Source organism: Microbacterium sp. MYb72, assembly GCF_002979415.1.
Classification (GTDB): Bacteria; Actinomycetota; Actinomycetes; order Actinomycetales; family Microbacteriaceae; genus Microbacterium; species Microbacterium natoriense.
The window spans coordinates 39,795-60,941 of the sequence record NZ_PCOT01000015.1 but is presented as its reverse complement, the minus strand read 5'-3'; the positions used below and the strand labels follow the sequence as shown (position 1 = coordinate 60,941).

Sequence of the window (21,147 nt, the reverse complement as noted above, 5' to 3'; positions counted from 1 at the left end):
TGCATCCGCGTCTTCGGCTCGGATGCCTGGAGACGTCGCATAGTCCGGCCGAGTGCACCACCCTGCTAAGGTGGAGTCCCCTCACGGGGACCAGGGGTTCAAATCCCCTCGTCTCCGCAGTAGATTCCCTGGTCAGAGCCCGTCTTTCGAGACGCTGTCGACGTTCTCGCTCCGATGATCCGCGCGTGTGGATCCCTGCTCCGGGGTGTGCGACAGGAGCGAGCGAGGGTTGTGCACGGCACGCGGCCGGGCAGGCGTTGATCGCCGAGAGGACCGTCATGACTTCTGGATACTCGGATGCGCCGCTGACCCTGGCTCTCGTGGATCCCCGGTCTCCGGAAGGGCGCGCGATTCTGGAGCGCTTCTTCATCGACATCGTCGGCCGGTACTGGGGGCGGCCGGCGACCGCCGCTGAGGTGACGGCGGCGATGCTCGACGAACCGAGCGACGACCTCTGCGGCGACGAGGGGTTCCTGCTCGTCGCCCGAGACGGGGGCCGCGCGGTCGGCTGCGGTGGCATGAGGGTGATCGAGCAGGGAGTCGGGGAACTCACGCGGGTGTTCGTCGACGGCACCGCACGAGGACGCGGCGTCGGACAGGCGCTGCTCGCCGAGATCGAGTCGATCAGCGCGCGTCGCGGCATCCGCACACTGCGACTGACGGTGCGCGACGACCTCGCCGAGGCGCATCGCCTCTATCGTCGACTCGGGTACGAGACCGTCGAGCGCTTCTCCTCGTCGCCCTACGCCGACCACCAGCTCGCGAAGACCCTGGAACCGCTCGTCCCCTGAGCGGACGGCGCGGGTGGCGGATGCCGCAGGCATCCTGCATCGGATTCGCGGAGTGACGACGGTGCGCACCTTCCGCGCACCCGGCGTCTGCGGAGCGTGCGAGCGATGCGGGCGGAGCGGCACATGCCGTAGTGGCAATTTCTGCTGTTCTTAACTCGCGGATCGGTGATCGTGGGGTGCACTTCTTTCATACGGTTGTGGCATCCCGATCCGATCACAGTGAGGTGCGCCCGATGACCACTCCGCGGCCCGGTCTTGCGCTGCACGGCGACGGCACCTCTTCCCGCGACGCGTACTTCGTCTCGGACAGCACGGGCATCACCGCGGAGACGCTGGGCAACGCGCTGCTGGCGAACTTCCCCGCGGTGACCTTCCGGCGCCACACCGTGCCGTTCGTCGACTCCATCGACGGTGCAGACAACGTCGCCGCCGACATCAGAGCGAAGCGCGGAGACGGCGAGGAGCCGATCATCTTCACCACCGTGAAGTCCGCGCAGATCCTCGCCGCGCTCGCCGATGCGGGCGGAGTGATGATCGACCTCCTCGGCGGGCACCTGCGCGAGCTGGAGACGAGCCTCGGGAGCACGGCATCCGAGCAGCTCGGCCAGTTCCACGGGGTGGGCGACATGGAGCGCTACTTCGCCAGGATGCGCGCCGTCGAGTACGCCATCGAGCACGACGACGGACAGAGCATGCGCGCCCTCGACATCGCCGACGTCATCATCATCGCGCCGTCGCGCTGCGGCAAGACGCCCACGACGATGTACCTGGCACTGCAGTACGGGCTCCTCGTCGCGAACTATCCGCTGACGGACGACGACTACCCCGCAGACGGTCTTCCGCGCACGGTCGCGAAGTACGCGTCGAAGTGCTTCGGCCTCACCACGACGCCCCTCCGGCTCAGCCAGGTCCGGCATGAGCGCCGCCCCGACAGCACGTACTCGAGCCTCGCCCAGTGCACCCTCGAGATCCGCCGGGCCGAGGATCTCTACCGCCGCAACCGCGTGCCCTTCCTGAACTCCTCCACGAAGTCCGTGGAGGAGATGTCCGCCGTGATCATGCAGTCCATGAGGCTGCGGAGCTGAACAGCTCGTCTCGTCTCTGCGTTTCGTCTCTGCGTTTCGTCTCGCTTCGCTCGCTCAACGACCATCGCTCGCTCACCGACCATCGCTCGCTCGACGACTAGGTTCCGACCCGAAAGAAGAACACCATGACCACCATCCTCTGGTTCACGCAGATCGGCATGAACGACGTCGCTCAGGTCGGCGGCAAGAACGCCTCGCTGGGCGAGATGGTCTCGAACCTGTCGGGCGCGGGTGTGAGCGTCCCCGGCGGCTTCGCGACCACCGCCGATGCGTACCGGGACTTCCTCGCGGCGGACGGGCTCTACGACCGCATCCGCTCGACGGTCGAGTCCCTCGACGTCGATGATGTCGCCGAGCTCGCGCGCGTCGGCGCGAACGTGCGCGAGTGGATCGAGAGCCAGCCGCTCCCCGCGGCGTTCGAGTCCGACATCCGCGAGGCGTACGCGACCCTCGTAGCGTCCGACCCGCAGCCCGACTCCGTCTCCTGGGCTGTGCGCTCCAGCGCCACCGCGGAGGACCTCCCCGACGCGTCGTTCGCCGGTCAGCAGGAGACGTTCCTCAACATCAGCGGCATCGACAACATCCTCGCCGCGATCCGCAGCGTCTTCGCCTCCCTCTACAACGACCGCGCGATCGCGTACCGGGTGCACCACGGATTCGACCACCACGACGTGGCGCTGTCCGCCGGCATCCAGCGGATGGTGCGAAGCGACGTGGGCGCATCCGGCGTGCTCTTCACCGTCGACACCGAGTCGGGCTTCGACCGGGCCGTGTTCATCACCAGCTCATACGGGCTCGGCGAGGCCGTCGTGCAGGGCGCGGTGAACCCGGACGAGTTCTACGCCTACAAGCCGGCCCTGCGCGACGGGCGCCCGGCGATCCTGAAGCGGTCGGTGGGGGAGAAGGCCGTGAAGATGGTCTACGCCGATGCGACCCAGGTGGGCGCGAGCACCGTCTTCACCGACGTGCCGGTCGCGGAGCGCGCGCGGTTCAGCATCACGGATGCCGAGGTCGAGGAGCTCGGGCGCCAGGCGCTCGTCATCGAGGAGCACTACGGCCGCCCGATGGACATCGAGTGGGGCAAGGACGGCATCGACGGAAAGCTCTACATCCTGCAGGCACGGCCGGAGACGGTCGTGAGCCGCACCGACGGCAACGTGACGCGGCGCTTCGTGCTCAACGCCCCCGGCACCGCGATCACGGTGGGGCGCGCCATCGGGCAGAAGATCGGCGCGGGTCCCGTGCGGGTGATGACCTCGCTGGATCAGATGGACGAGTTCCGCCCCGGCGACGTCCTCGTCGCCGACATGACCGATCCCGACTGGGAGCCGATCATGAAGCGCGCCTCCGCGATCGTCACCAACCGCGGCGGCCGCACCTGTCACGCGGCGATCATCGCGCGCGAGCTCGGCATCCCCGCCGTCGTCGGCACGGGGGACGCCACCTCCGCGCTGCGCGACGGGCAGGAGGTGACCGTCTCCTGCGCCGAGGGGGACGAGGGCTTCGTCTACTCCGGCATCCTCGGTTTCGAGGAGGTCGTCACCCACCTCGACGAGATGCCCGCGAGCCCCGTCAAGATCATGCTCAACGTCGGCACCCCGGACCAGGCCTTCGCCTTCTCGAAGCTGCCCAACAAGGGCGTGGGGCTGGCCCGTCTCGAGTTCGTGATCAACCGGCAGATCGGCATCCACCCTCGGGCGCTGCTCGATCACGACACGCTCCCCGCCGAGCTGAAGGCCGACATCGCCGAGCGCATCGCCGCCTACGACTCTCCGCGGGAGTACTTCGTGAAGCGCGTCGCGGAGGGCGTCTCGATGCTCGCCGCGGCCTTCGCGCCCGAACCCGTGATCGTGCGACTGAGCGACTTCAAGTCCAACGAGTACGCGAACCTCATCGGCGGCGAGATCTACGAGCCGCACGAGGAGAATCCGATGATCGGCTACCGCGGCGCATCCCGCTACATCTCGGCGGACTTCCGCGAGTGCTTCGACATGGAGTGCGAAGCGCTGCGATTCGTGCGCGACGAGATGGGCCTCACGAACGTCGAGATCATGGTGCCCTTCGTGCGCACGCTGGGCGAGGCGGCGGCCGTCACCGAGCTGCTCGCCGAGAACGGCCTGCGCCGCGGCGAGAACGGACTGCGCGTCATCATGATGTGCGAGCTGCCGTCGAACGCCGTGCTCGCCGACGAGTTCCTCGAGTACTTCGACGGCTTCTCGATCGGCTCGAACGACATGACCCAGCTCACGCTCGGCCTCGACCGCGACTCCGGGCTCGTCGCGGCGACCTTCGACGAGCGCGACCCCGCGGTGCTGAAGATGCTGTCGATGGCGATCGAGGCGTGCCGCAGGGCGGGCAAGTACGTCGGCATCTGCGGGCAGGGCCCGAGCGACCACCCCGACCTCGCCGAGTGGCTCGTCGGCGAGGGGATCGAGTCGATGTCCCTCAACCCCGACACCGTGGTCGAGACCTGGCTGCGGCTCGCGAGGCTGAACGCGTAGGCGCGGGGCTCAGCTCGCGGCGAGCACCGAGAGCACGTTCCCTGCGGGGTCGGTGAACCACGCGATGTCGGGTCCGCGGCCGGGTCCGCCGTGCGCGATGCCCTTCGCGTCGGTGCCGAAGTCGGGGTCGACGTAGATCTTCGTCACGACACCGCGGGCGTTGAGCTCGTCGACCGCGGCCTCGACGTCGTCGACCGGGAAGTTGAGGATCGTGAAGCTCGCGGGCGTGTGGTTCGGCTTGGCGTACACGAGGATCGAGCCGCCCTGGGGCAGACGGATGTCGAGGAACCCCATGGCGTTCGTCGACACGTCGAGTCCCAGGGTCTCGCCGTAGAAGGAACGGGCCGCGTCGATGTCGTCGACGCTGAACCCGCTGAACGCGTGCGTGGTCTGGAAGGCGGTCATGCGTTCAGCATGCGCCCGTCGGCGCGGCCTGTCCAGAGGCCGGGCCGACGGGCATCGCCGATCACTCCGCCGCGGAGTACTCCTCCACGCCGGCGATCACGGTGAGCACGACGTGAGCCCCGAGCAGCGAGGCCGCCCCCTCTACGAACGGATCGACGTCGAGCACCGCGAAGTCGGCGGCCTGCCCGACCGCGATCGTTCCGCGCCAGGCGCCGTCGCCCACGGATGCCGCGGCATCCCGCGTCGCATGCGCGATCGCCCGCTCCAAGGGCAGCGCGAACTGCGGATGCACCGCGGGCGCCGACGGGTCCAGCGCTGACGCCCTGGTCGCCGCGACGTACATGTTCGCGAGAGCCTCGTGCGGCGCGGTGGGCGCATCCGTCGAGAAGGCGAGGAGCGCGCCGGCATCCTCGTACTCGGGCCACGCGAACGCGCGGTCGACGCGATCATCGCCGAGCTGGGCGGCCCAGTTCGCGAAGATCGCGGGGTCGGCGTGCACCGGCTGCATCGACGCGGTCACTCCGAGCCTCGCCATGCGTTCGGCTGTGCCGGGGGCCGCATACTCCAGGTGCTCGATGCGATGGCGTCGGGGGCGGTCTCCGTTCTGCGCGACGGCGTGCTCGATCGCGTCGAGTGCGAGCGTGCTCGCGGCGTCGCCGATCGCGTGCATCGCGATCTGCAGGCCGGCCGCATCCGCCGCCGCGACGACGGGGAACAGCCGCTCGGCCGGCCAGATCGCGTCGGCGTTCGACCCGTCGGCGTAGGGGCTCTTCATCGCCGCCGTGCACGCGTCGATCGTGCCGTCGAGCACGAGCTTGATGCCCCGCACACGCACCCCGGCCTGCGGAGCGGCGGCGAGCTCGGCCGCCCGTGCGACCTGGGCGAGGTTCGCGGCGTCGTCTCCCGTGTTGGCGACGAACCAGTGCGCGTCGATCCGCAGCGGTAGGGCCCCCCGCGCGGCCGCGCGGCCGAGTGCGGCGAGACCGAGCTCATCGAACGCCATGTCTACGGCTCCGGTGACGCCGGACTCCAGGTAGGCGGCGACGACCCGCTCGACGTCGGCGTCGCGCTGCGCGTCGGTGGTCGTGGCGTCGCGGTGCGTCCAGGCGAACTGCTGGGCCGCGGTCTCGTACAGCATCCCGGTGGCGTCGCCCGCGGCATCCCTCTCGATGCGCCCGCCGATGGGATCGGGGGTGTCGCGCGTGATGCCGAGCCTCGCCAGGGCGGCGCTGTTCACCCAGCACGAGTGGTAGTCGTTGGCGTCGAGGAAGACGGGGATGTCGGAGACGGCGGCGTCGATCATCGCGGCGGTCGGCTGGCCGCCCTCGATCGCGTCGAACAGCCAGCCGCGACCGTACAGCTCGCCCTCAGCCTGCGCGCGGGCCGCTCGCAGGCGCTCCTGGATCTCCTCCAGGGTGCGCGCGTCGGTGAGGCCGACCTGTCCGAGCGCGCTGCCCATCATGAGCAGGTGGGTGTGCGCATCGGTGAATCCGGGCACCACCGCCCGCCCGTCGAGATCGACGACCGCATCGGATGCCGGAGCATCCGCCTCCGCGCCCACGAAGACGAACCTGCCGTCCTCCACGACGACGGCGTCGGCCCACTGCGCGTCGTCGGCGGCGGTGAAGAAGCGGGCGTTGCGGTACAGCGTGCGGGTCACTTCGACTCCCTCTGGTCGCTCAGTGCGGGTCATGCGGGGATCTCCTCGTGGGCGACGACGGTGGTGGCGGTGCGCTCGAGGCGCGTGGACAGCAGGGCGATCGCCCCGGCGGGAACGGCGAGGACGAAGCTCGCAATGCCGAGCGCGATCGCGAAGCCCTCATAGCCGAGCACGCTGACCAGCGCGGCGCCGATCACCGGGGTCAGGGCGGAGCCGACGAGATAGACGGCGAGGAGCGGCCCGGACCAGCGGCCGTCGGCGTCGAGGGCGGCCGAGGTCGAGACGAAGTACATGAACGCGACCGCGTACACGGTGTTCCAGGCGATGAAGACGACGATGAACGCCGTCGGATCGGTGGTGAAGCCCTCGACGATCTTCAGCGCCCCGCCGAGGACGAGCAGGATCACGAGCGGCACCGCCCGGCCGAGCTTGTCGCCGACGATCATGAGCAGCAGGGAGCCGAGGAGTCCTCCGGCGGTCGCGCCGCTGAGGGCGATGCCGAGCCCCTCGGGGGTGAGGCCGGTCTGCTCGGCGCCCATGACCCCGGCCATCGCCCACAGCGAGTCCTCGCTGGCGGCCCAGAGCGCGAACGTCACGAGCAGGCCGAAGCCCGCGATCGTCACGAGGCGCGACCGCGCAGGAGACACCCTGACCGCGCCGGTCTCGGGGATGTCGATCGGCATGGCCTCCGCCACGGCGGCCGCGGCCTGCGGTGCGATGACGGGCGCCGCCGGCAGCCACGCCGACACGAGCAGGCCGATCAGGCTGAACAGCGCCAGAGCGCCGAACACGTCGATGGGGGCGAGACCGATCAGCGGGATGACGGCGAGCACGACGGTGATGACTCCGCGGTTGGCGAGGCCGTTGAACCCGGCGACGCGGTCGGGGTTGCGGAACGCGGCCAGCGCCGCACCGGATGCGGCGACCGCACCGCCGGCGCCGATGCCGCCGGCGAGGAGACCCGGAAGCACGAGGCCGGGCAGGAACGCCGCCGCGCCGAAGCCCAGGACGGCGAGGGCGAGGCCGGTGCGCGCGACCGTGCGGCGGTGGATGCCGGCGCACAGCGGTGCGATCGAGAGCCCGGAGACGGCGGTGAGCAGCAGAGTGGCCGTCACGAGCCAGCTGGCCGCGAGCACGTCGATGCCGAGGGCGGTCTGCGCCGCGGTGATCATGTAGGGGGAGAGGTTGACGCCGAGGTAGCCGGCGATGCCGATGGCGAAGGTGGCGGTGGCGGTCGGCAGGCGGAGGGGGACTCGAGTGCGGAGATCGGGAACGGTCATGGAGGACTCCAAGGGCGGGCGCACGGCGGTGTGCGCGGGTGTCGGGTGAGGCGGGATGCGCGGGTGGGGCATGCCACGCATAAACGAATGGTGTTCGTAAACGAATGGTGTTCATTATTATGCACAGAGGAGATGTCGCAGGGAAGACCCTGTGTTGCGAGCACGTGACGATCTCCTGGGAATGAGGAACCATGCCGAGACCGACCACGCCGCTGCTGTCGGCCGAGATCATCGGCGATGCCGGACTCGCCCTGTCGCGTGCCGGAGAGCCGTTCGGCGTCAACGCCATCGCCCGGAGCCTCGGCGTGCGGCCGTCGTCGCTCTACAACCACGTCGACGGCATGGACGGCATCGTCGAGCTCATGCGCGGGCGCCTCATCATCGGATACCGGGTCGAGCCGTCGGGCGACGCATGGGACGACTATCTGGTCGACGTGCTCCGCACACAGCGCCGCATGTACGCCGACCACCCGCAGCTCGTGCCCCTGCTCATCGGCAAGACGATCACCCACCCCTCGGTGATCGCCGCCTACGACGAGCTCGCGACGGTGCTCGTCGACGGAGGATTCCCCGAAGACGAGATCCTCGCGATCATCGCCCTCATCGATGCCTTCGCCATCGGCTTCGGACTCGACCTCGCCTCCCCCGATGACATCTGGCAGCCGGAGGGGGAGACCCGCACCCTCGGGCGTCTCCTCGACGGAGCAGAGCGCGGCGAGGCCCGTTCCGACCGCACCTTCGAGCTGGGCGTCTCGGTGCTGCTCGACTCGCTGCGCGCGCGGCTGGCCGCATAGACCCGAGCCGCACCGGTTCATCGAGGTCGCGGCTCGCCCCCGGCATCCGTCCGTCATCTCGGGTAGTCTCGCCCGCATGCCCACCGCAGCGACGCAGACCCACAAGCGCGAGGCGTTCGGCTCGCGGAACGTCTTCATCCTCTCCGCGATCGGATCGGCCGTCGGCCTCGGCAACATCTGGCGCTTCCCCTACGTCGCGTACGAGGGCGGCGGAGGCGCGTTCCTCATCCCCTATCTGTGCGCCCTGCTGACCGCCGGCATCCCCCTGCTGTTCTTCGACTACGCGATCGGCCACCGCTTCCGCGGGTCGGCGCCGCTCGCCTTCCGGCGCCTGCACCGCTCCGCCGAGACGCTCGGCTGGTGGCAGGTCCTGATCTGCGTCGTGATCTCCGTCTACTACGCCGTCATCATCGCGTGGTCGGCGATGTACACGTGGTTCTCCGCACAGCTCACCTGGGGCCCGGGCAACGAGAACGACTTCTTCTTCTCCGATTTCCTGCAGTCGGCGGACGTCGCGAAGACGGGCGTCTCCACCGAGTTCGTGCCGCAGGTCGGTCTTCCCCTCGTCGTGGTCTGGCTGGCCGTGATCGTGATCATGTGCCTCGGCGTCAAGAAGGGCATCGGGCGCGCGAACATGATCCTCATGCCGCTGCTGACCGTGATGTTCGCGGTGCTCGTGGTGCAGTCGCTCTTCCTGCCCGGCGCCCTCGACGGGTTGAACGCGTTCTTCACACCCGACTGGGAGGCGCTCGCCGATCCCGCGGTGTGGGCCTCGGCATACGGGCACATCTTCTTCTCGCTCTCCGTGGCGTTCGGCATCATGGTGACCTACTCGTCCTATCTGAAGCGCAAGACCGACCTCACCGGGTCGGGGCTGGTGGTCGCCTTCGCGAACTCGGGCTTCGAGATCCTCGCCGGCATCGGCGTGTTCGCGGCGCTCGGCTTCATGGCCCAGGCACAGGGCACCGACGTCTCCGGTGTCGCCTCGTCGGGCATCGGACTGGCGTTCATCGCGTTCCCCACGATCGTGTCGCAGGCGGCCGGCGGATCGATCATCGGCGTGCTGTTCTTCGGGGCGCTCGTGTTCGCGGGGGTGACGTCGCTGATCTCGATCCTGGAGGTGATCGTCGCCGCCCTGCAGGACAAGCTGGGGTGGAGCCGCATCCGCACGACGCTCACCGTGTCGATCCCGCTGGCGGTCATCTCGATGGCCCTCTTCTCGACGACGACCGCGCTCTCGGTCCTGGACACGACGGATGCCTTCGTCAACGCCTTCGGGATCATGGCGGTGGCCCTCGTCGCCGTGATCGTCGTCGCCTGGATGCTGCACAGGCTCCCCGCGCTCAAGGATCACCTGAACCGGCGGTCGAGCTTTCCCGTCGGACGGGTGTGGATGCTGCTGGTCGGCGTGCTCGCACCGGTCGTGCTCGGATACCTCTTCGTCACGGGACTGATCGACAAGATCGCGAACCCCTACAGCGGGTACCCCGCGTGGTTCCTCGGCATCTTCGGGTGGGGCATGGTGATCGCGCTGGTGGTGCTCGCCTTCGGTCTCGCCCTGCTGCCGTGGGGTCAGCGCTCGCACGCGAAGGACGACCCCGACTACGACGAGTTCCTCGCGGTCGAGCACTACGACCCCGATCAGGAGACCGCCGCGCACGCGCAGCCCGAGCAGAGGGGAGCGGTCGCATGAGCGCCGCAGCCGTCGTCATGATGATCATCGCCATGGTCACGGTCTGGGGCGGCCTCATCGCCGCGATCGTGAACCTCGCCCGCCACCCCGAGGTCGCCGAGAGCGAGCCGGAGGCCCCGCCCGTCGAGCTGTAGGCGGTCAGTCGCCGACGGGGCCGAACGCCTCGAGGTCCTCTTCGAGCCAACGCAGCAGGGAAGCCGCGCACATCAGCGCGATGACCGCGTTCGCCGGCGTGTACTGCTGTGGCGATACCCCGTGCGAGGTCGCGTGGCGGCTGAACTCCGTCGGCGACTCGTCACCTGGCGCGTAGGACACGTACGCCGATGCCAAGGGCAGGAGCACGAGAGACGTGCGCAGAGACGCGGCGAGTCGCATCTTCCTGGTGTTCCGACTCATGATCGTCGCCCATTTGTGCCCGAAGGTCGCGGGGACGACATACTCGCTCCCCAGGGTGTCGATGATGTTCGTAGAGAGCGCTTGAGATGCCTCGACATGTCCGGCGTTCAGTGCGTCGATCGCGTGAGCGAGGAACACGCCGTGGGAGCGACCCCGAGCTGTGGTCATGCCATTCGCGATGGCCCAGCAGTCTGACGCGATGCTCTCGCTCCGCTCTTCCAGAAGAGCGCGCCTGGCCGAAGCGTTCGGCGCCGCGAGGAGAGAGGTGACGGTGGATGCTCTGGGCACGTGGATCAACGCGATGCCCTCGTCCTCGGCGATGCTCTGCACGAGGGTGAGATCGGGTATGTCTGCACCGCGCCAGTTCGGGGGGAGATACTTCGCCAGCTGCTCGACGACCGTCCCCAACGTCGAGACGAGAGCGCTGAGATCGGGTCTCGCGTACGCATCGATGACTGGCGCCACCTGCTCGGCGAAGGTGCGGATGATGGTCTCTGCCGCGCGTTGCATCGACGCATACTCCACGGTCACGGCTTCGAAGATCTTCGCCGTGGTCTCGACCATGCGTCTCAAGCCTTCGGCGGCTGTCGCAGCGGAGCGTGCGCGAAGGACCTCTTCTTCCGTCGCCCCGGGATGGTCGTCTGTATCGTCGTGCACAGGATCCAGCATGCCAGTGGTTCTCGGAACCTTGAGATCAGGGGCGGACCTGGTTCCTCAGCTCCTCGCCCGCGATGAGCCGTGCGACGTTCTCGTCGATGAGCGCGCTCGCGCCGACGGGCCTGTTGCCTGCGACGTGCGGGGTGATCACGAGGTTCGGCGTCGTCCACAGCGGGGACTCCGCGTCGAGGGGCTCGGTCTTCATCACGTCGATCGCGGCGGTGCGGAGCCGACCCGTCGCCAGTGCGTCGATCAGGGCGTCCTCGTCGACGGTGGCGCCGCGGCCGACGTTCACGAACACGGCCCCCGGCCGCAGCATCCCGAACACCGCGGCGTCGAAGAGGTCGGCGGTCTCGGGAGAGGCGGGGACGAGGGAGACGAGGACGTCGGTCTCGGCCAGCACCTCGGCGGCGTCCGCCTCCGCGCGCACCTCGAACCCGGACCGGATGCCGGAGCTGCGGGCGATGCCGCGCACGTCGGCGCCGAGCAGACCGAGCATGGGGGCGAGTCGTGCGGCGATCGAGCCGAAGCCCCAGATCGTCACGCGGGATCCGGCGAGGGTGTACGCGGAGCGGGTCTCCGCGGCGCTCTGGGCGGAGATGAAGTCCGCGTCCCACCGCCGTTCGCGCTGCGCGTCGTGGAGCAGGTCGAGTCGGCGCACCGCCCCGAGGATCAGCGCGAGAGCGTGCTCGGCGACGGGGCCGTCGTGCAGGGAGCGCCCGGAGCAGATCCGCACGTCCGCGGCGAATCCGGCGGCGAGCACGGCATCCGGCCCCGCAGCCAGCGTCTGCACGAGCCGCAGCTCCGGCAGATCCCGCACGGCGTGGTCGAGCTGGCGCCCCGGGTTCTGCCAGGTGACCAGCACCTCGGCATCCCTATGCTCTGCGGGGATGTCCGCGGATACGTCGTAGACCACGACCTCCGCATCGGATCCGAGCTGCAGCTCGATGGTGTTCGGGACAAGGATCTTCATGGCGCCTCCCTCACCAGGAAAGCACATCGCGCGCGGGGCCCGGTGCGGGCATGATCGGATCGGACCGGAACGATCGGGTGCGAGCCCGCCGCCGGAAGGGATGCTGGACAGGAAAGGAGGACCCTATGATCGGAGCACTCAACGCACTGGTCGATCTCGTGGAGCGGGATGCCGCGGCCGAGGTCGACGTCGCCGGGTTCGCCCGCGCGCAGGGAACCACCGAGTACCACCTGCGCCGGATGTTCTCGGCGCTCGCCGGAATGCCCCTGTCGGAGTACGTCCGGCGCCGGCGCATGACGCTCGCCGCCGCGGAACTTGTCGGCGGGGCGCCGAACGTCCTGGACGTCGCGGTTCGACACGGCTACGGCTCGGTCGAGGCGTTCGGCCGGGCGTTCCGCGCCGTGCACGGCATCGGCCCGGCGGAGGCGCGACGAGACGGGGGTCCTCTCCGCACACAACCCATGCTCCGGTTCCGCCTGAGCGTAGAAGGGAGCGTCCCCATGGACGTCACCGTCATCACCCTGCCCGAACTCGTGCTCGTCGGCCACGCCGCACGCGTGCCGCTCATCCACGAGGGCGTCAACCCGCACATCCAACAGCACATCGCCGCCATCGCACCCGAGGAGCACGTGCGGCTCAAGGGGCTGAACGACGCCGAGCCCTCCGGCATCCTCGCGGTGACCGGCGACATCGAGCCGGATGCCCCCGACGGGACGACGCTGACCTACCTGCACGGAGTGTCCCTGGCGCCGACCACCGCGGTGCCGGACGCCCTCGACGTCGTGCGCGTCGAGGGCGGAGCCTGGGCCGTCTTCTCGGCGACCGGTCCGTTCCCCGACACCCTGCAGAGCCTGTGGGCGGCGACCGCGACCGAGTGGTTCCCGTCCCACCCGTGGCGGCTGCGCCCCGGCCCCTCGATCGTCCGCTACCTGGAGTTCACCGGGACGCACGCCACCTGCGAGTTGTGGCTGGCCGTCGAACCGGAGTGACGGCGATCAGCTGATCGCCGCGCGCTCCGCGTGCAGGCTCTCCCAGCGCTCGCGGGTGAGGAAGGCGAGCTGTCCGGTCTTGGTCGGCAGGTCGACGTGCGGGCCGAGCTCGAAGCCGGACTTCACCGCCCGTGCGACGGCGCGCTCGTTGCGCACGTCGGGCTCGATCACGAGGCGGTCGACGTCAGGGCCGGCGAACAGGAACTCCGCCATCGCTTCGGCGACGAGCGAGGTGAACCCCGCGACGGGTGCGCCGCGGTCACCGAGCAGGAAGTGGAGGCCGGCGTCTCCGGGGAGGGCGTCGTAGACCTCGCCGAGCGGATCGTTCTCAGGCTCGTACGTCTGCAGGAGCACGATCGGAAGCCCGTCGCGGCGCACGAGGAACGCGTGGTGGCTCGGCAGTCCGTCGACGAAGAGGTAGAGGTCGCGCAGCTCCTCTCGCGGAAGCTCGGAGAGCCCCCAGAAGCGCGAGGCGGGGCGGGTGACCCAGTCGTGCAGCAGGTCGAGCTCGGCCACCGGATCGAGCACCGTGAACTCCAGGCGCCCGAGAGCGGGCGAGTCCGTCGTGTGCACGACTGCGCCCGCCGGACCGCTCGCCAGGCGGGAGGTGCGGATGGCGGTCATGATGCTCCTGTCGGGGTGTCGGCGTGCAGCGCCGCCCAGTCGGTGACGACCCTCGTGGGGTGGACGGCGGCCCAGTCGCGGAGCTGATCGGAGAAGTGCGGGGAGTCGGGGGCGCCCGCGGCGCCGAACGGCACGCTCCACAGGCTCTGCTCGCGGTCGGCGAGGTCCCATGCCCACCGGGCGACGGAGCCCCGCCAGGCGCGGTCGGTGAGCCCGGGGGTCGATCCGGTGCAGCGCACGGCGTCCCCGTCTCCGGACAGCTCGATGTCGAGACCCGCGACCGGGGCCGTGGCGCGGGGGACATCCGCGAGGACGTGCGTCGGCAGCATCCGGTGCGTCGATCCCCAGGTGCCGGCGTCCGCCGCCCTCTCCAGAGCCCGCCGCACCAGAGCCGGAGCGTCGTCGCGCAGGGCCGGATGCTGGAGCAGCCGGGGGAGCACCGCGGCGACCTGTCCTTCGACGCCCATCCACGGGTCGAAGACCGCGCCGAAGGGGTGCGGCTCCCGCAGCGGCGCCATGGCCGGATGCGCGGCCGCCTCCTGCACCAGGGCGTCGCGCCAGGCGCCGAAGGCGCCGGCCGCCTCGGAGCCCGCATCCATCCGCCCCTCCCATGCCGTGATGAGGTCGCGGACTCGCACGGCCGCGGGGGAGAGCGAGGCGTCGGGAGAGGGGAGCAGAGCGCGCAGCGGCGCCGTCGACCCCGATGCGGTGTCGCCCCAGATCGGCTCGAAGTCCGCGGGGGTGCGCGGGGCGAGGTCGGCGAGAAGACGGGCGATGCGCGACGCCCGATGAGACGACGGGTACGCCCAGCCGAGGTCGATCGCCGCGGCGGACGGGCGCTCGTTCGCGTCCACGGCGACATCGCGCACGACGACGGCGCCGACCCGGTCGCGGTCGGGGGCGGGAGCGACGGACGCGGCGGAGTGCGCGCGTCGGCGTTCGTCCCTCTCGCGTCGGGGAACGGTCCCGACCGTGGCCGACAGCACGTCGCCTCCGCGGTCTGCGGCGAGCACGCGATTGACGGGATCGACCCAGTGGCCGAAGGCCGAGATCACGTCCTGAGCCGTGCGCGCCCGCAGCAGCGGCAGGAGCGCTCCGGCCCCGAGATCGGCGTTCGTCCGCGCGGGATGCCGGATGCTCCAGGCCCGCAGCCCGCCGTCGTGCGGATGCGGATCGGTCACGATGCAGCCGCGAGCCGTCTCCAGCGACTCGACCTCGATCGTGTCGCCTCCGCGCACCGCGATCAGCGACCTGAGCACCTCGACGGGCTCCCACCCGCGGGGTCCGAGCGCCTCGTACCCGCCCTGCACGGTCCGCAGACGCTCCTCGAACACGTCCACGCTGTGCGCGATCGCGTTCGTGATGCCCCAGGCGGCGTCGCCGGTGTGACCGAAATGCGGCACGCCAGGGACGCCGGGGAAGGCGAGCCCGATCACGTCGAACTCGTCGCACGCGAGCCTGACCTGCTGATACACGCCGGGGAGCTCGAAGATCCGGTGTGGGTCGCCCGCGAGCAGCGGCATCCCGCTGGCGGTGCGCGATCCGTGCAGCGCCCAGGCGTTGCTGCCCGCCGTCGGGGTCGTCTCCTCACCGGAGTCGCCGGCGAAGAGGTCGGCCCACTCGTCGCCGAGCGCCAGCGCGACCCGCTCGCGCCACAGCACGTGCGGGAACGTCGAGAACAGCGCGTGCGCGACGTGCAGCACGCCGAGCGGATCGTGGTCGTCCCAGGCGGTGAGCGGCCGGGTGTCGCCGAACGTCTCGTCGAGCACGCGGAACTCCGCCGCGCGGGAGCCTGCGGCATCCATCCCTCGGCGCACGCCCCCGGCGTAGGCGCTCACGAAGGCGCGATCCTCCTCACCGAGTGCGTCGAACGCGCGCCGCGCGGTCTCGTCGAGCCGCGCTCGTCGGGCGAAGACGTCCCACACGACGCCCGCCTCCCCGATGAGCTCGGAGAGACGCCCCGCCGCTCGCAGACGGTCGACCTCGATCTGCCAGCCGCGGTCACGCGCGGTGACCTCACCCTGCGCCTCGGCGAGATCCCGCACGTCCGTCGCCCGGATGTGCGGGATGCCGAGGTCGTCCCGGAACACCTCTGCCATCCGCTCAGCCTCCCACGGTCTCCCGTGCAGCGGGCTGCGGGATGCGCGCACGGCCGATGGGGTTCTCCAGCCGCCCTGCGTACATCAGCGACGAGGACTGATCGGCGAGGTCCACCATCCGCAGGGTGTTGCGCAGCTGCAGCCGGTTCAGGCAGGAGTGCGCGAACGAGTCCGCACGCAGATCGACCAGGGAGTCCAGGTGCGGATGCTCGGCGGCGTGCTCGTCGACCGTCTCCGCGACGAGCCGCCAGAACTCGATCTCCGGGAGCACCCCGTCGACGTGGAGGATCCCGGCCAGATGGCGCAGCACGCCGTCGAAGACATCGGTGAAGATCGCGAGCGCCTTCTCCTCGTCATCGACGGGGGAGACGATCCTGCGCACATCCTCCGGCAGCGTGCGCGCGGAGAGCAGCGCCACCTCCTCGCCGATGTCCTTCATGAACACCCCGGTCGGCACGTGCTCGTCGAGGATCAGGATGAGGTTCTCGCCGTGGGGCATGAAGGCGAGGTCGTGCGCGAGCAGGCAGTGCACGACCGGACGCAGGTAGGCGCGCAGCGCGCTGCGGACCCACTCCGCCGCGGGGATGCCGGAGGCGCGGACGAGTGCGCCGACGACGGAGCGGCCCTCTCCGTCGCGGTGCAGGAGCGAAGCGAGGGTGGCCAGCCTCTGCGAACCGGAGACCAGGGGCACGGGGCTCTCCCGCCACAGGGCCGCGAGCATCTTCCGATGCGCCGACGGCTCCGCCGTGCGGTGGTAGACGTCGCCCGTGTATCCGATCGACGCGCGCTCGCGCAGCACCCGGAAGCCCGCGTCCCGCAGGGTGTCGTCGCCCGCTGCGAGCTCGGCGACCCAGTCGTTGATCGCCGGCGTGACGCGCATGTAGGCGGGGGAGAGGCCGCGGAGGAAGCCCATGTTCTGCACAGCGAGAGCGGTCTTCACGTAGTGACGGTGCGGGTGGGAGGTGTTGAACATCGTCCGCACGGACTGCTGGGCGCGGTACTCGTCGTCGCTCTCCCCGATGAGCACGAGATCGCGGCGGGCGAGGTCGGGGGCGAAGGTGATCGCGACGCGGTTCTCCCACTGCCACGGATGCACCGGCAGCAGGTGGAAGTCCGCCGGGTCCTCGCCGAGGTCGCGCAGACGCGTTGCGAACCGGTCGCGCTCCGCGGCGCTCAGCTCGCCCGACAGCAGCTGCTCCTCATCGATCCCGGCGCCGAGCGCGAGGTGAGAGGAGGAGCGGCGCGCGGCCGTCCACACCAGACGGAACGGGCGTCCTGCCTCCGGGGCGAACGCCGCATGGTCGGAGACGCCGAAGCCGATGCGCCCGTTGTTGGCGACGAACCCGGGGTGGCCCTCGGTCATCGCCGCCTCGACGGTCTGGAAGTCGGCGTCGGCCAGAGCATCCGCCGTCGGACCGCCCTGCGCGATCTTGAACATCGAGCCGGCCAGCGTGGAGGCGATCTCCTCGAGGTAGAGCGGCAGCAGCTCGTCGGAGAGGCCCAGCTGCGGCTGCAGCTCCAGGATCAGCTGCTGGGCGTCGAGATCCGTCGCCGTCCCGCGGACGAGACGGCGGATGCTGTCCTCATCCACAATCCAGTGGTCGAGCTCTGCACGGACGGCGTCGAACAGGTACTCGGCGTCGCCCAGGGGAACCGTGAGGCGCCAGCCGCCGTCGTCGCGGCGCTCCGGGGAGATGAGCCGCTCGTGGGCGAACTCCGCGATGGCCTTCGCCACGAGGTGGCGCTGCGCGCGCTCGAGGGCGTCGGGGGTCAGATGGTCGGCGGGCGCGATCATGCGCGCTCCTCTCGATCGAGGCGGGTGAGCGCGGATGCCGCGAAGGCCTCCCGCGTGCAGGTGGACAGCATCGCGGCCTTGAGGTGACCGCCCTCGTCGACGACGACCTCGCCGAGCTCCTGGAAGCCGGCCCGCACGTTCTTCGCACGGATCCTCTCGTTGCGGACGTCGGGCTCGACCACCACCCGCGTCGCACCGAGTCCGTCGAAGCACCACGTCATGACCGCGGCGAACACGGCGTCGGTCAGACCGTGCCGCGTGACGGCTCCAGGCGGGGAGATGAGGACGTGCATGCCGAGGTCTCCCGGCGCCGCCACGTGCACCTCGGTCAGCAGCACGCGGGCGGGGTCGTAGGTCTCGGCGTAGAACGCGGGTGCACCGTCGATCAGCCCCAGCCAGGCCTGCTGTCCCGGCGCGGTCGTCACGGAGGCGAGGTACTCCTCGACCTGCGCGGCATCCAGAGCGGTCATCCCCCAGAACGCGGAGTGCGGATCGGACAGCCAGCTCTGCAGCACGACGGCGTCGCGCCGCGGGTCGGCGGGGATCAGGGTGATGTCGAGGTCCGTCGCGACGCTCATCGTGCGACCTCCCCCGCGTGGAGCGCCGGCGCGCGTCCGGCATCCGCGGGGATGCCGAAGTCCTGGAACGCGATGCGGCGCTCGATCGGGTAGACCTCGCGCCCCGTGATCGAGGCGAGGATCGACGAGTTGCGCCACGCCCCGAAGCCGAGGTCGGGCGCGGTGAGGCCGTGGGTGTGCTCCTCGCCGTTCTGCACGAAGACGCGCCCGCGGCCGCCGTCGACGCTGTAGTCGCGTGCGACGTCGAGCCTGCCCAGCGCATCCCAGTCGAGGCGGTCCGCGATGCCGGAGAGGAACGGCGGCGTCTCGGCCGAGTATCCGGTCGCGAGCACCAGCGACGCGGTTTCCCGCTCGTGCTCCTCGCCGAGCTGTCCGTGCTGCAGCGTGAGGTGGTGCCGGGTGCCGTCCCACGACGCCGCCGTCACCTCGGTGTCGGTGAGCAGCGTGGTCGGCACCGGCCCGTCGGCGCTGAGCCGGTAGAGGGTGTCGTAGATGTCGTCGATGAGGTCGGCGGAGATGCCCTTGTACAGGCTCCGCTGCTCGCGCCCCAGGTGCTGACGCAGGGCGATGGGGAGCGAGTGGAAGTGGTCGGTGTACTCGGGGGAGGTCATCTCCAGCGTGAGCTTCGTGTACTCCATCGGGAAGAACCGCGGCGAACGGGTGATCCAGTCCAGCCGGTATCCGCCGTCGCGGGCGCCCTCCAGAAGGTCGCGGTAGATCTCGGCTGCGGACTGGCCGCTGCCCACGACCGTGATCGAGTCGGTGGCCCTGAGCGCGTCGCGGTTCTCCAGGTACTCCGAGCTGTGCACGGCATGACCCGAGACGTCGCGCAGCGCCTGCGGCACCCGGGGCCTGGTCCCTACGCCGACGACGACGTGCCTGGCGCGCAGCGTGCGCTCCTCGCCCGTGTCGGTGCGCATCGCGCGGACGACGTAGACATCGTCGGCCGCATCGTGCTCGACGGCGACGACCTCGTTGTTCCACTGCAGCTGGGGGAGCTGTGCGGCCGCCCAGCGGCAGTAGGCGTCGTACTCGGCGCGCAGTGCGTAGAAGCTCTCGCGGATGTAGAAGGGGTACAGCCTGCCCGACTGCTTCAGCCAGTTGAGGAAGGAGAACGGCGAGGTCGGGTCGGCCATCGTCACGAGATCGGCGAGGAACGGCACCTGGATCGTCGCGCCCTCGATCATCATGCCGTGGTGCCACCGGAAGCCGTCGGCGCGGTCGAGGAACACGGCGTCCAGCCCGAGCGGATCCGCCAGGCACGCCAGGCCGAGGTTGAAGGGGCCGATGCCGACGCCGACGATGTCGTGCACGTGCGCGCTCATGCCGATGCCTCCGCTCCGACGAGGGCGACGTCGAGATCGGCGGACATCCCCGCGAGCGCCGCCGCGGCATCCTTCACCATGCCGAGGATCGCCCGCACGTCGTCGAGGGTGGTCTCGGGATTCAGCAGGGTGAGCTTCAGGCAGGGGCGGCCGTCGATCACGGTCTTCGCGACGAGCGCGCGGCCGGACTCGAACAGCACGCGGCGCACACCGGCGACGAGCGCGTCCTGCGCAGCCGGGCTGGCACCGTCCGGGCGGACGCGGAAGAGCACCGTGCTCAGCTGCGTGCGACCGACGAGCTCGAGGTCGGGGTCGGCCTCGACGAGATCCCCGACGGATGCCGCGAGGTCGATCACCTCGTCGAAGAGGGCGCCGACGCCGTCGGCGCCCATCGCGCGGAGCGTCACCCACAGCTTCAGCGCGTCGAAGCGGCGCGTCGTCTGCAGGGACTTGTCGACCTGGTTGGGCTCCTCGTTCTCGACGGGGTTCAGATAGTCGGCGTGCCATGCGCCGGCGGCGAGATCGCGCGGCTCGCTGACGAGGATCGCGCTCGACGACACCGGCTGGAAGAAGCTCTTGTGGAAGTCCACGGTCACCGACCGCGCCCGCTCGATGCCGTCGAGCAGGTGCCGGCGACGCGGCGAGACGAGCAGGCCGCCGCCGTACGCGGCATCCACGTGCATCCACACGCCGTGGGTCTCGCAGACGTCGGCGAGGAGCGCGAGCGGGTCGATGACGCCGCGGTCGGTGGTCCCGGCCGTCGCGACGACCGCCATCGGCACGCGGTCGGCGGCGCTCGCCGCGGTGAGGGCAGCGTCGAGGGCGGAGGGCAGCATCCGTCCCTCACCGTCGTCGGCGACCTCGATCACCGCGTCTTCCGCGAGTCCGAGCAGCAACGCGGACTTGCCGACGCTGAAGTGGCTGGATGCCGTGGCGAAGACGACCAGTCGCGGGATCGCCTCGGAGCGGGGGGAGGAGAGCACGGCCAGCGCGGCCTCCCTCGCGAGGAAGAGGGCGTGCAGGTTCGACTGGGTGCCGCCGGAGGTGAAGACCCCGTCGCCCGCGGAGAACCCGGCCCAGCCGGTCGCGAGTTCGATGAGGCGCCGTTCCATCAGCGTGCCGACGGCGGACTGGTCGTAGGTGTCGACCGAGGTGTTCACGGCCGCGAGGACCGACTCCGCCGCGACGGCGGGGAGCGCGACGGGGCAGTTCAGGTGGGCCGCGTACATCGGGTGGTGGAACCACACCGCGTGGGCGAGGAACAGCTCGTCGATCTCCCGGATCGCGGAGGGGGTGCCGATGCCCGATCCGGTGAGTTCGACGGCATCCACGAGCTGTTGCAGTTCGACGCGGGATGCACCCGACGCGGGCTGCGCGGTCTCGGCGAATCTGTCGGCGACCCGCGAGGTGGTGCGGGCGATCAGCGAGCGGTAGACATCGGCGGTGGACGAGGTGAGCAGCTCAGGCACGAATCGACTCCTTAGTTAGGATTGCCTATCCTA

At 70.3% G+C, this 21,147-nt stretch carries 18 protein-coding genes and 1 tRNA gene; 8 read left to right on the top strand and 11 right to left on the bottom strand.

Annotated elements, in window-relative coordinates:
* Window positions 1-28 precede the first annotated feature (28 nt).
* The 4 genes from CQ047_RS10160 (at window position 29) to ppsA (ending at window position 4,377) form a co-directional block, all read left to right on the top strand.
* Window positions 29-117: transfer RNA gene (locus tag CQ047_RS10160), tRNA-Ser, on the top strand.
* Between the two features lie 161 nt (window positions 118-278).
* Window positions 279-791: a GNAT family N-acetyltransferase gene (locus tag CQ047_RS10155; protein ID WP_105674834.1), complete on the top strand. Its 513-nt coding sequence runs from the start codon at window positions 279-281 to the stop codon at window positions 789-791.
* A gap of 233 nt (window positions 792-1,024) precedes the next feature.
* Window positions 1,025-1,876, top strand: a complete 852-nt coding sequence (locus CQ047_RS10150; RefSeq protein WP_105674831.1) for a pyruvate, water dikinase regulatory protein — start codon at window positions 1,025-1,027, stop codon at window positions 1,874-1,876.
* A gap of 125 nt (window positions 1,877-2,001) precedes the next feature.
* Window positions 2,002-4,377, top strand: a complete 2,376-nt coding sequence (gene ppsA, locus CQ047_RS10145; RefSeq protein WP_105674829.1) for a phosphoenolpyruvate synthase — start codon at window positions 2,002-2,004, stop codon at window positions 4,375-4,377.
* 9 nt (window positions 4,378-4,386) lie between these two features.
* Here the strand turns inward: ppsA and CQ047_RS10140 are convergent, their stop codons facing one another.
* From CQ047_RS10140 to CQ047_RS10130, 3 genes are all read right to left on the bottom strand, one after another.
* Window positions 4,387-4,782 (bottom strand): VOC family protein, encoded by a 396-nt coding sequence (locus tag CQ047_RS10140; RefSeq protein ID WP_105674827.1) that lies wholly within the window; start codon window positions 4,780-4,782, stop codon window positions 4,387-4,389.
* Between the two features lie 61 nt (window positions 4,783-4,843).
* Entirely contained in the window at window positions 4,844-6,475 is a 1,632-nt protein-coding gene (locus CQ047_RS10135) for an amidohydrolase (protein ID WP_105674825.1), read from the bottom strand.
* The gene (locus CQ047_RS10130; RefSeq protein ID WP_105674823.1) at window positions 6,472-7,722 is read right to left on the bottom strand and encodes an MFS transporter; all 1,251 of its coding nucleotides are present in this window, start codon (window positions 7,720-7,722) and stop codon (window positions 6,472-6,474) included. Before CQ047_RS10130 ends, CQ047_RS10135 begins: the two co-directional genes overlap by 4 nt.
* A gap of 191 nt (window positions 7,723-7,913) precedes the next feature.
* On the opposite strand from CQ047_RS10130, the gene CQ047_RS10125 reads away from it, so the two are divergent.
* From CQ047_RS10125 to CQ047_RS10115, 3 genes are all read left to right on the top strand, one after another.
* On the top strand, window positions 7,914-8,516 hold the full coding sequence (locus CQ047_RS10125; RefSeq protein WP_105674821.1) for a TetR/AcrR family transcriptional regulator C-terminal domain-containing protein: 603 nt from the start codon (window positions 7,914-7,916) through the stop codon (window positions 8,514-8,516).
* A 76-nt stretch (window positions 8,517-8,592) separates the two neighbouring features.
* Window positions 8,593-10,209: a sodium-dependent transporter gene (locus CQ047_RS10120; protein ID WP_105674819.1), complete on the top strand. Its 1,617-nt coding sequence runs from the start codon at window positions 8,593-8,595 to the stop codon at window positions 10,207-10,209.
* Complete coding sequence (locus tag CQ047_RS10115; RefSeq protein WP_105674817.1) at window positions 10,206-10,343, top strand: methionine/alanine import family NSS transporter small subunit; 138 nt, start codon at window positions 10,206-10,208, stop codon at window positions 10,341-10,343. The genes CQ047_RS10120 and CQ047_RS10115 overlap by 4 nt, the downstream gene beginning before the upstream one ends.
* A gap of 4 nt (window positions 10,344-10,347) precedes the next feature.
* Here CQ047_RS10115 and CQ047_RS10110 read toward each other — a convergent pair whose 3' ends face one another.
* Both CQ047_RS10110 and CQ047_RS10105 read right to left on the bottom strand, forming a co-directional pair.
* Window positions 10,348-11,169: a hypothetical protein gene (locus CQ047_RS10110; RefSeq protein ID WP_105674815.1), complete on the bottom strand. Its 822-nt coding sequence runs from the start codon at window positions 11,167-11,169 to the stop codon at window positions 10,348-10,350.
* A 130-nt stretch (window positions 11,170-11,299) separates the two neighbouring features.
* On the bottom strand, window positions 11,300-12,235 hold the full coding sequence (locus CQ047_RS10105; RefSeq protein ID WP_105674813.1) for an NAD(P)-dependent oxidoreductase: 936 nt from the start codon (window positions 12,233-12,235) through the stop codon (window positions 11,300-11,302).
* Between the two features lie 125 nt (window positions 12,236-12,360).
* On the opposite strand from CQ047_RS10105, the gene CQ047_RS10100 reads away from it, so the two are divergent.
* Window positions 12,361-13,224 (top strand): AraC family transcriptional regulator, encoded by an 864-nt coding sequence (locus CQ047_RS10100; protein ID WP_105674811.1) that lies wholly within the window; start codon window positions 12,361-12,363, stop codon window positions 13,222-13,224.
* 6 nt (window positions 13,225-13,230) lie between these two features.
* On the opposite strand, the gene CQ047_RS10095 is transcribed toward CQ047_RS10100, so the two are convergent.
* From CQ047_RS10095 to CQ047_RS10070, 6 genes are read right to left on the bottom strand one after another with little or no spacing between them, the layout of a single operon-like run.
* Complete coding sequence (locus CQ047_RS10095) at window positions 13,231-13,848, bottom strand: GNAT family N-acetyltransferase (protein ID WP_105674809.1); 618 nt, start codon at window positions 13,846-13,848, stop codon at window positions 13,231-13,233.
* Complete coding sequence (locus CQ047_RS10090; protein ID WP_105674807.1) at window positions 13,845-15,947, bottom strand: penicillin acylase family protein; 2,103 nt, start codon at window positions 15,945-15,947, stop codon at window positions 13,845-13,847. Before CQ047_RS10090 ends, CQ047_RS10095 begins: the two co-directional genes overlap by 4 nt.
* Window positions 15,948-15,951: 4 nt before the next feature.
* On the bottom strand, window positions 15,952-17,742 hold the full coding sequence (locus CQ047_RS10085) for an IucA/IucC family siderophore biosynthesis protein (RefSeq protein ID WP_105674805.1): 1,791 nt from the start codon (window positions 17,740-17,742) through the stop codon (window positions 15,952-15,954).
* Window positions 17,739-18,320: a GNAT family N-acetyltransferase gene (locus tag CQ047_RS10080; protein WP_105674803.1), complete on the bottom strand. Its 582-nt coding sequence runs from the start codon at window positions 18,318-18,320 to the stop codon at window positions 17,739-17,741. The genes CQ047_RS10085 and CQ047_RS10080 overlap by 4 nt, the downstream gene beginning before the upstream one ends.
* Entirely contained in the window at window positions 18,317-19,645 is a 1,329-nt protein-coding gene (locus CQ047_RS10075) for a lysine N(6)-hydroxylase/L-ornithine N(5)-oxygenase family protein (protein WP_105674801.1), read from the bottom strand. The genes CQ047_RS10080 and CQ047_RS10075 overlap by 4 nt, the downstream gene beginning before the upstream one ends.
* The gene (locus tag CQ047_RS10070; protein WP_181155900.1) at window positions 19,642-21,114 is read right to left on the bottom strand and encodes a pyridoxal-dependent decarboxylase; all 1,473 of its coding nucleotides are present in this window, start codon (window positions 21,112-21,114) and stop codon (window positions 19,642-19,644) included. The genes CQ047_RS10075 and CQ047_RS10070 overlap by 4 nt, the downstream gene beginning before the upstream one ends.
* Window positions 21,115-21,147 lie beyond the last annotated feature (33 nt).

What these genes read in the sequence shown, in the direction of transcription:
- CQ047_RS10155 (WP_105674834.1), top strand. Translation starts at nt 279, where the DNA reads ATGACTTCTGGATACTCGGATGCGCCGCTGACCCTGGCTCTCGTGGAT.
- CQ047_RS10150 (WP_105674831.1), top strand. Translation starts at nt 1,025, where the DNA reads ATGACCACTCCGCGGCCCGGTCTTGCGCTGCACGGCGACGGCACCTCT.
- ppsA (WP_105674829.1), top strand. Translation starts at nt 2,002, where the DNA reads ATGACCACCATCCTCTGGTTCACGCAGATCGGCATGAACGACGTCGCT.
- CQ047_RS10140 (WP_105674827.1), bottom strand. Translation starts at nt 4,782, where the DNA reads ATGACCGCCTTCCAGACCACGCACGCGTTCAGCGGGTTCAGCGTCGAC.
- CQ047_RS10135 (WP_105674825.1), bottom strand. Translation starts at nt 6,475, where the DNA reads ATGACCCGCACTGAGCGACCAGAGGGAGTCGAAGTGACCCGCACGCTG.
- CQ047_RS10130 (WP_105674823.1), bottom strand. Translation starts at nt 7,722, where the DNA reads ATGACCGTTCCCGATCTCCGCACTCGAGTCCCCCTCCGCCTGCCGACC.
- CQ047_RS10125 (WP_105674821.1), top strand. Translation starts at nt 7,914, where the DNA reads ATGCCGAGACCGACCACGCCGCTGCTGTCGGCCGAGATCATCGGCGAT.
- CQ047_RS10120 (WP_105674819.1), top strand. Translation starts at nt 8,593, where the DNA reads ATGCCCACCGCAGCGACGCAGACCCACAAGCGCGAGGCGTTCGGCTCG.
- CQ047_RS10115 (WP_105674817.1), top strand. Translation starts at nt 10,206, where the DNA reads ATGAGCGCCGCAGCCGTCGTCATGATGATCATCGCCATGGTCACGGTC.
- CQ047_RS10110 (WP_105674815.1), bottom strand. Translation starts at nt 11,169, where the DNA reads ATGGTCGAGACCACGGCGAAGATCTTCGAAGCCGTGACCGTGGAGTAT.
- CQ047_RS10105 (WP_105674813.1), bottom strand. Translation starts at nt 12,235, where the DNA reads ATGAAGATCCTTGTCCCGAACACCATCGAGCTGCAGCTCGGATCCGAT.
- CQ047_RS10100 (WP_105674811.1), top strand. Translation starts at nt 12,361, where the DNA reads ATGATCGGAGCACTCAACGCACTGGTCGATCTCGTGGAGCGGGATGCC.
- CQ047_RS10095 (WP_105674809.1), bottom strand. Translation starts at nt 13,848, where the DNA reads ATGACCGCCATCCGCACCTCCCGCCTGGCGAGCGGTCCGGCGGGCGCA.
- CQ047_RS10090 (WP_105674807.1), bottom strand. Translation starts at nt 15,947, where the DNA reads ATGGCAGAGGTGTTCCGGGACGACCTCGGCATCCCGCACATCCGGGCG.
- CQ047_RS10085 (WP_105674805.1), bottom strand. Translation starts at nt 17,742, where the DNA reads ATGATCGCGCCCGCCGACCATCTGACCCCCGACGCCCTCGAGCGCGCG.
- CQ047_RS10080 (WP_105674803.1), bottom strand. Translation starts at nt 18,320, where the DNA reads ATGAGCGTCGCGACGGACCTCGACATCACCCTGATCCCCGCCGACCCG.
- CQ047_RS10075 (WP_105674801.1), bottom strand. Translation starts at nt 19,645, where the DNA reads ATGAGCGCGCACGTGCACGACATCGTCGGCGTCGGCATCGGCCCCTTC.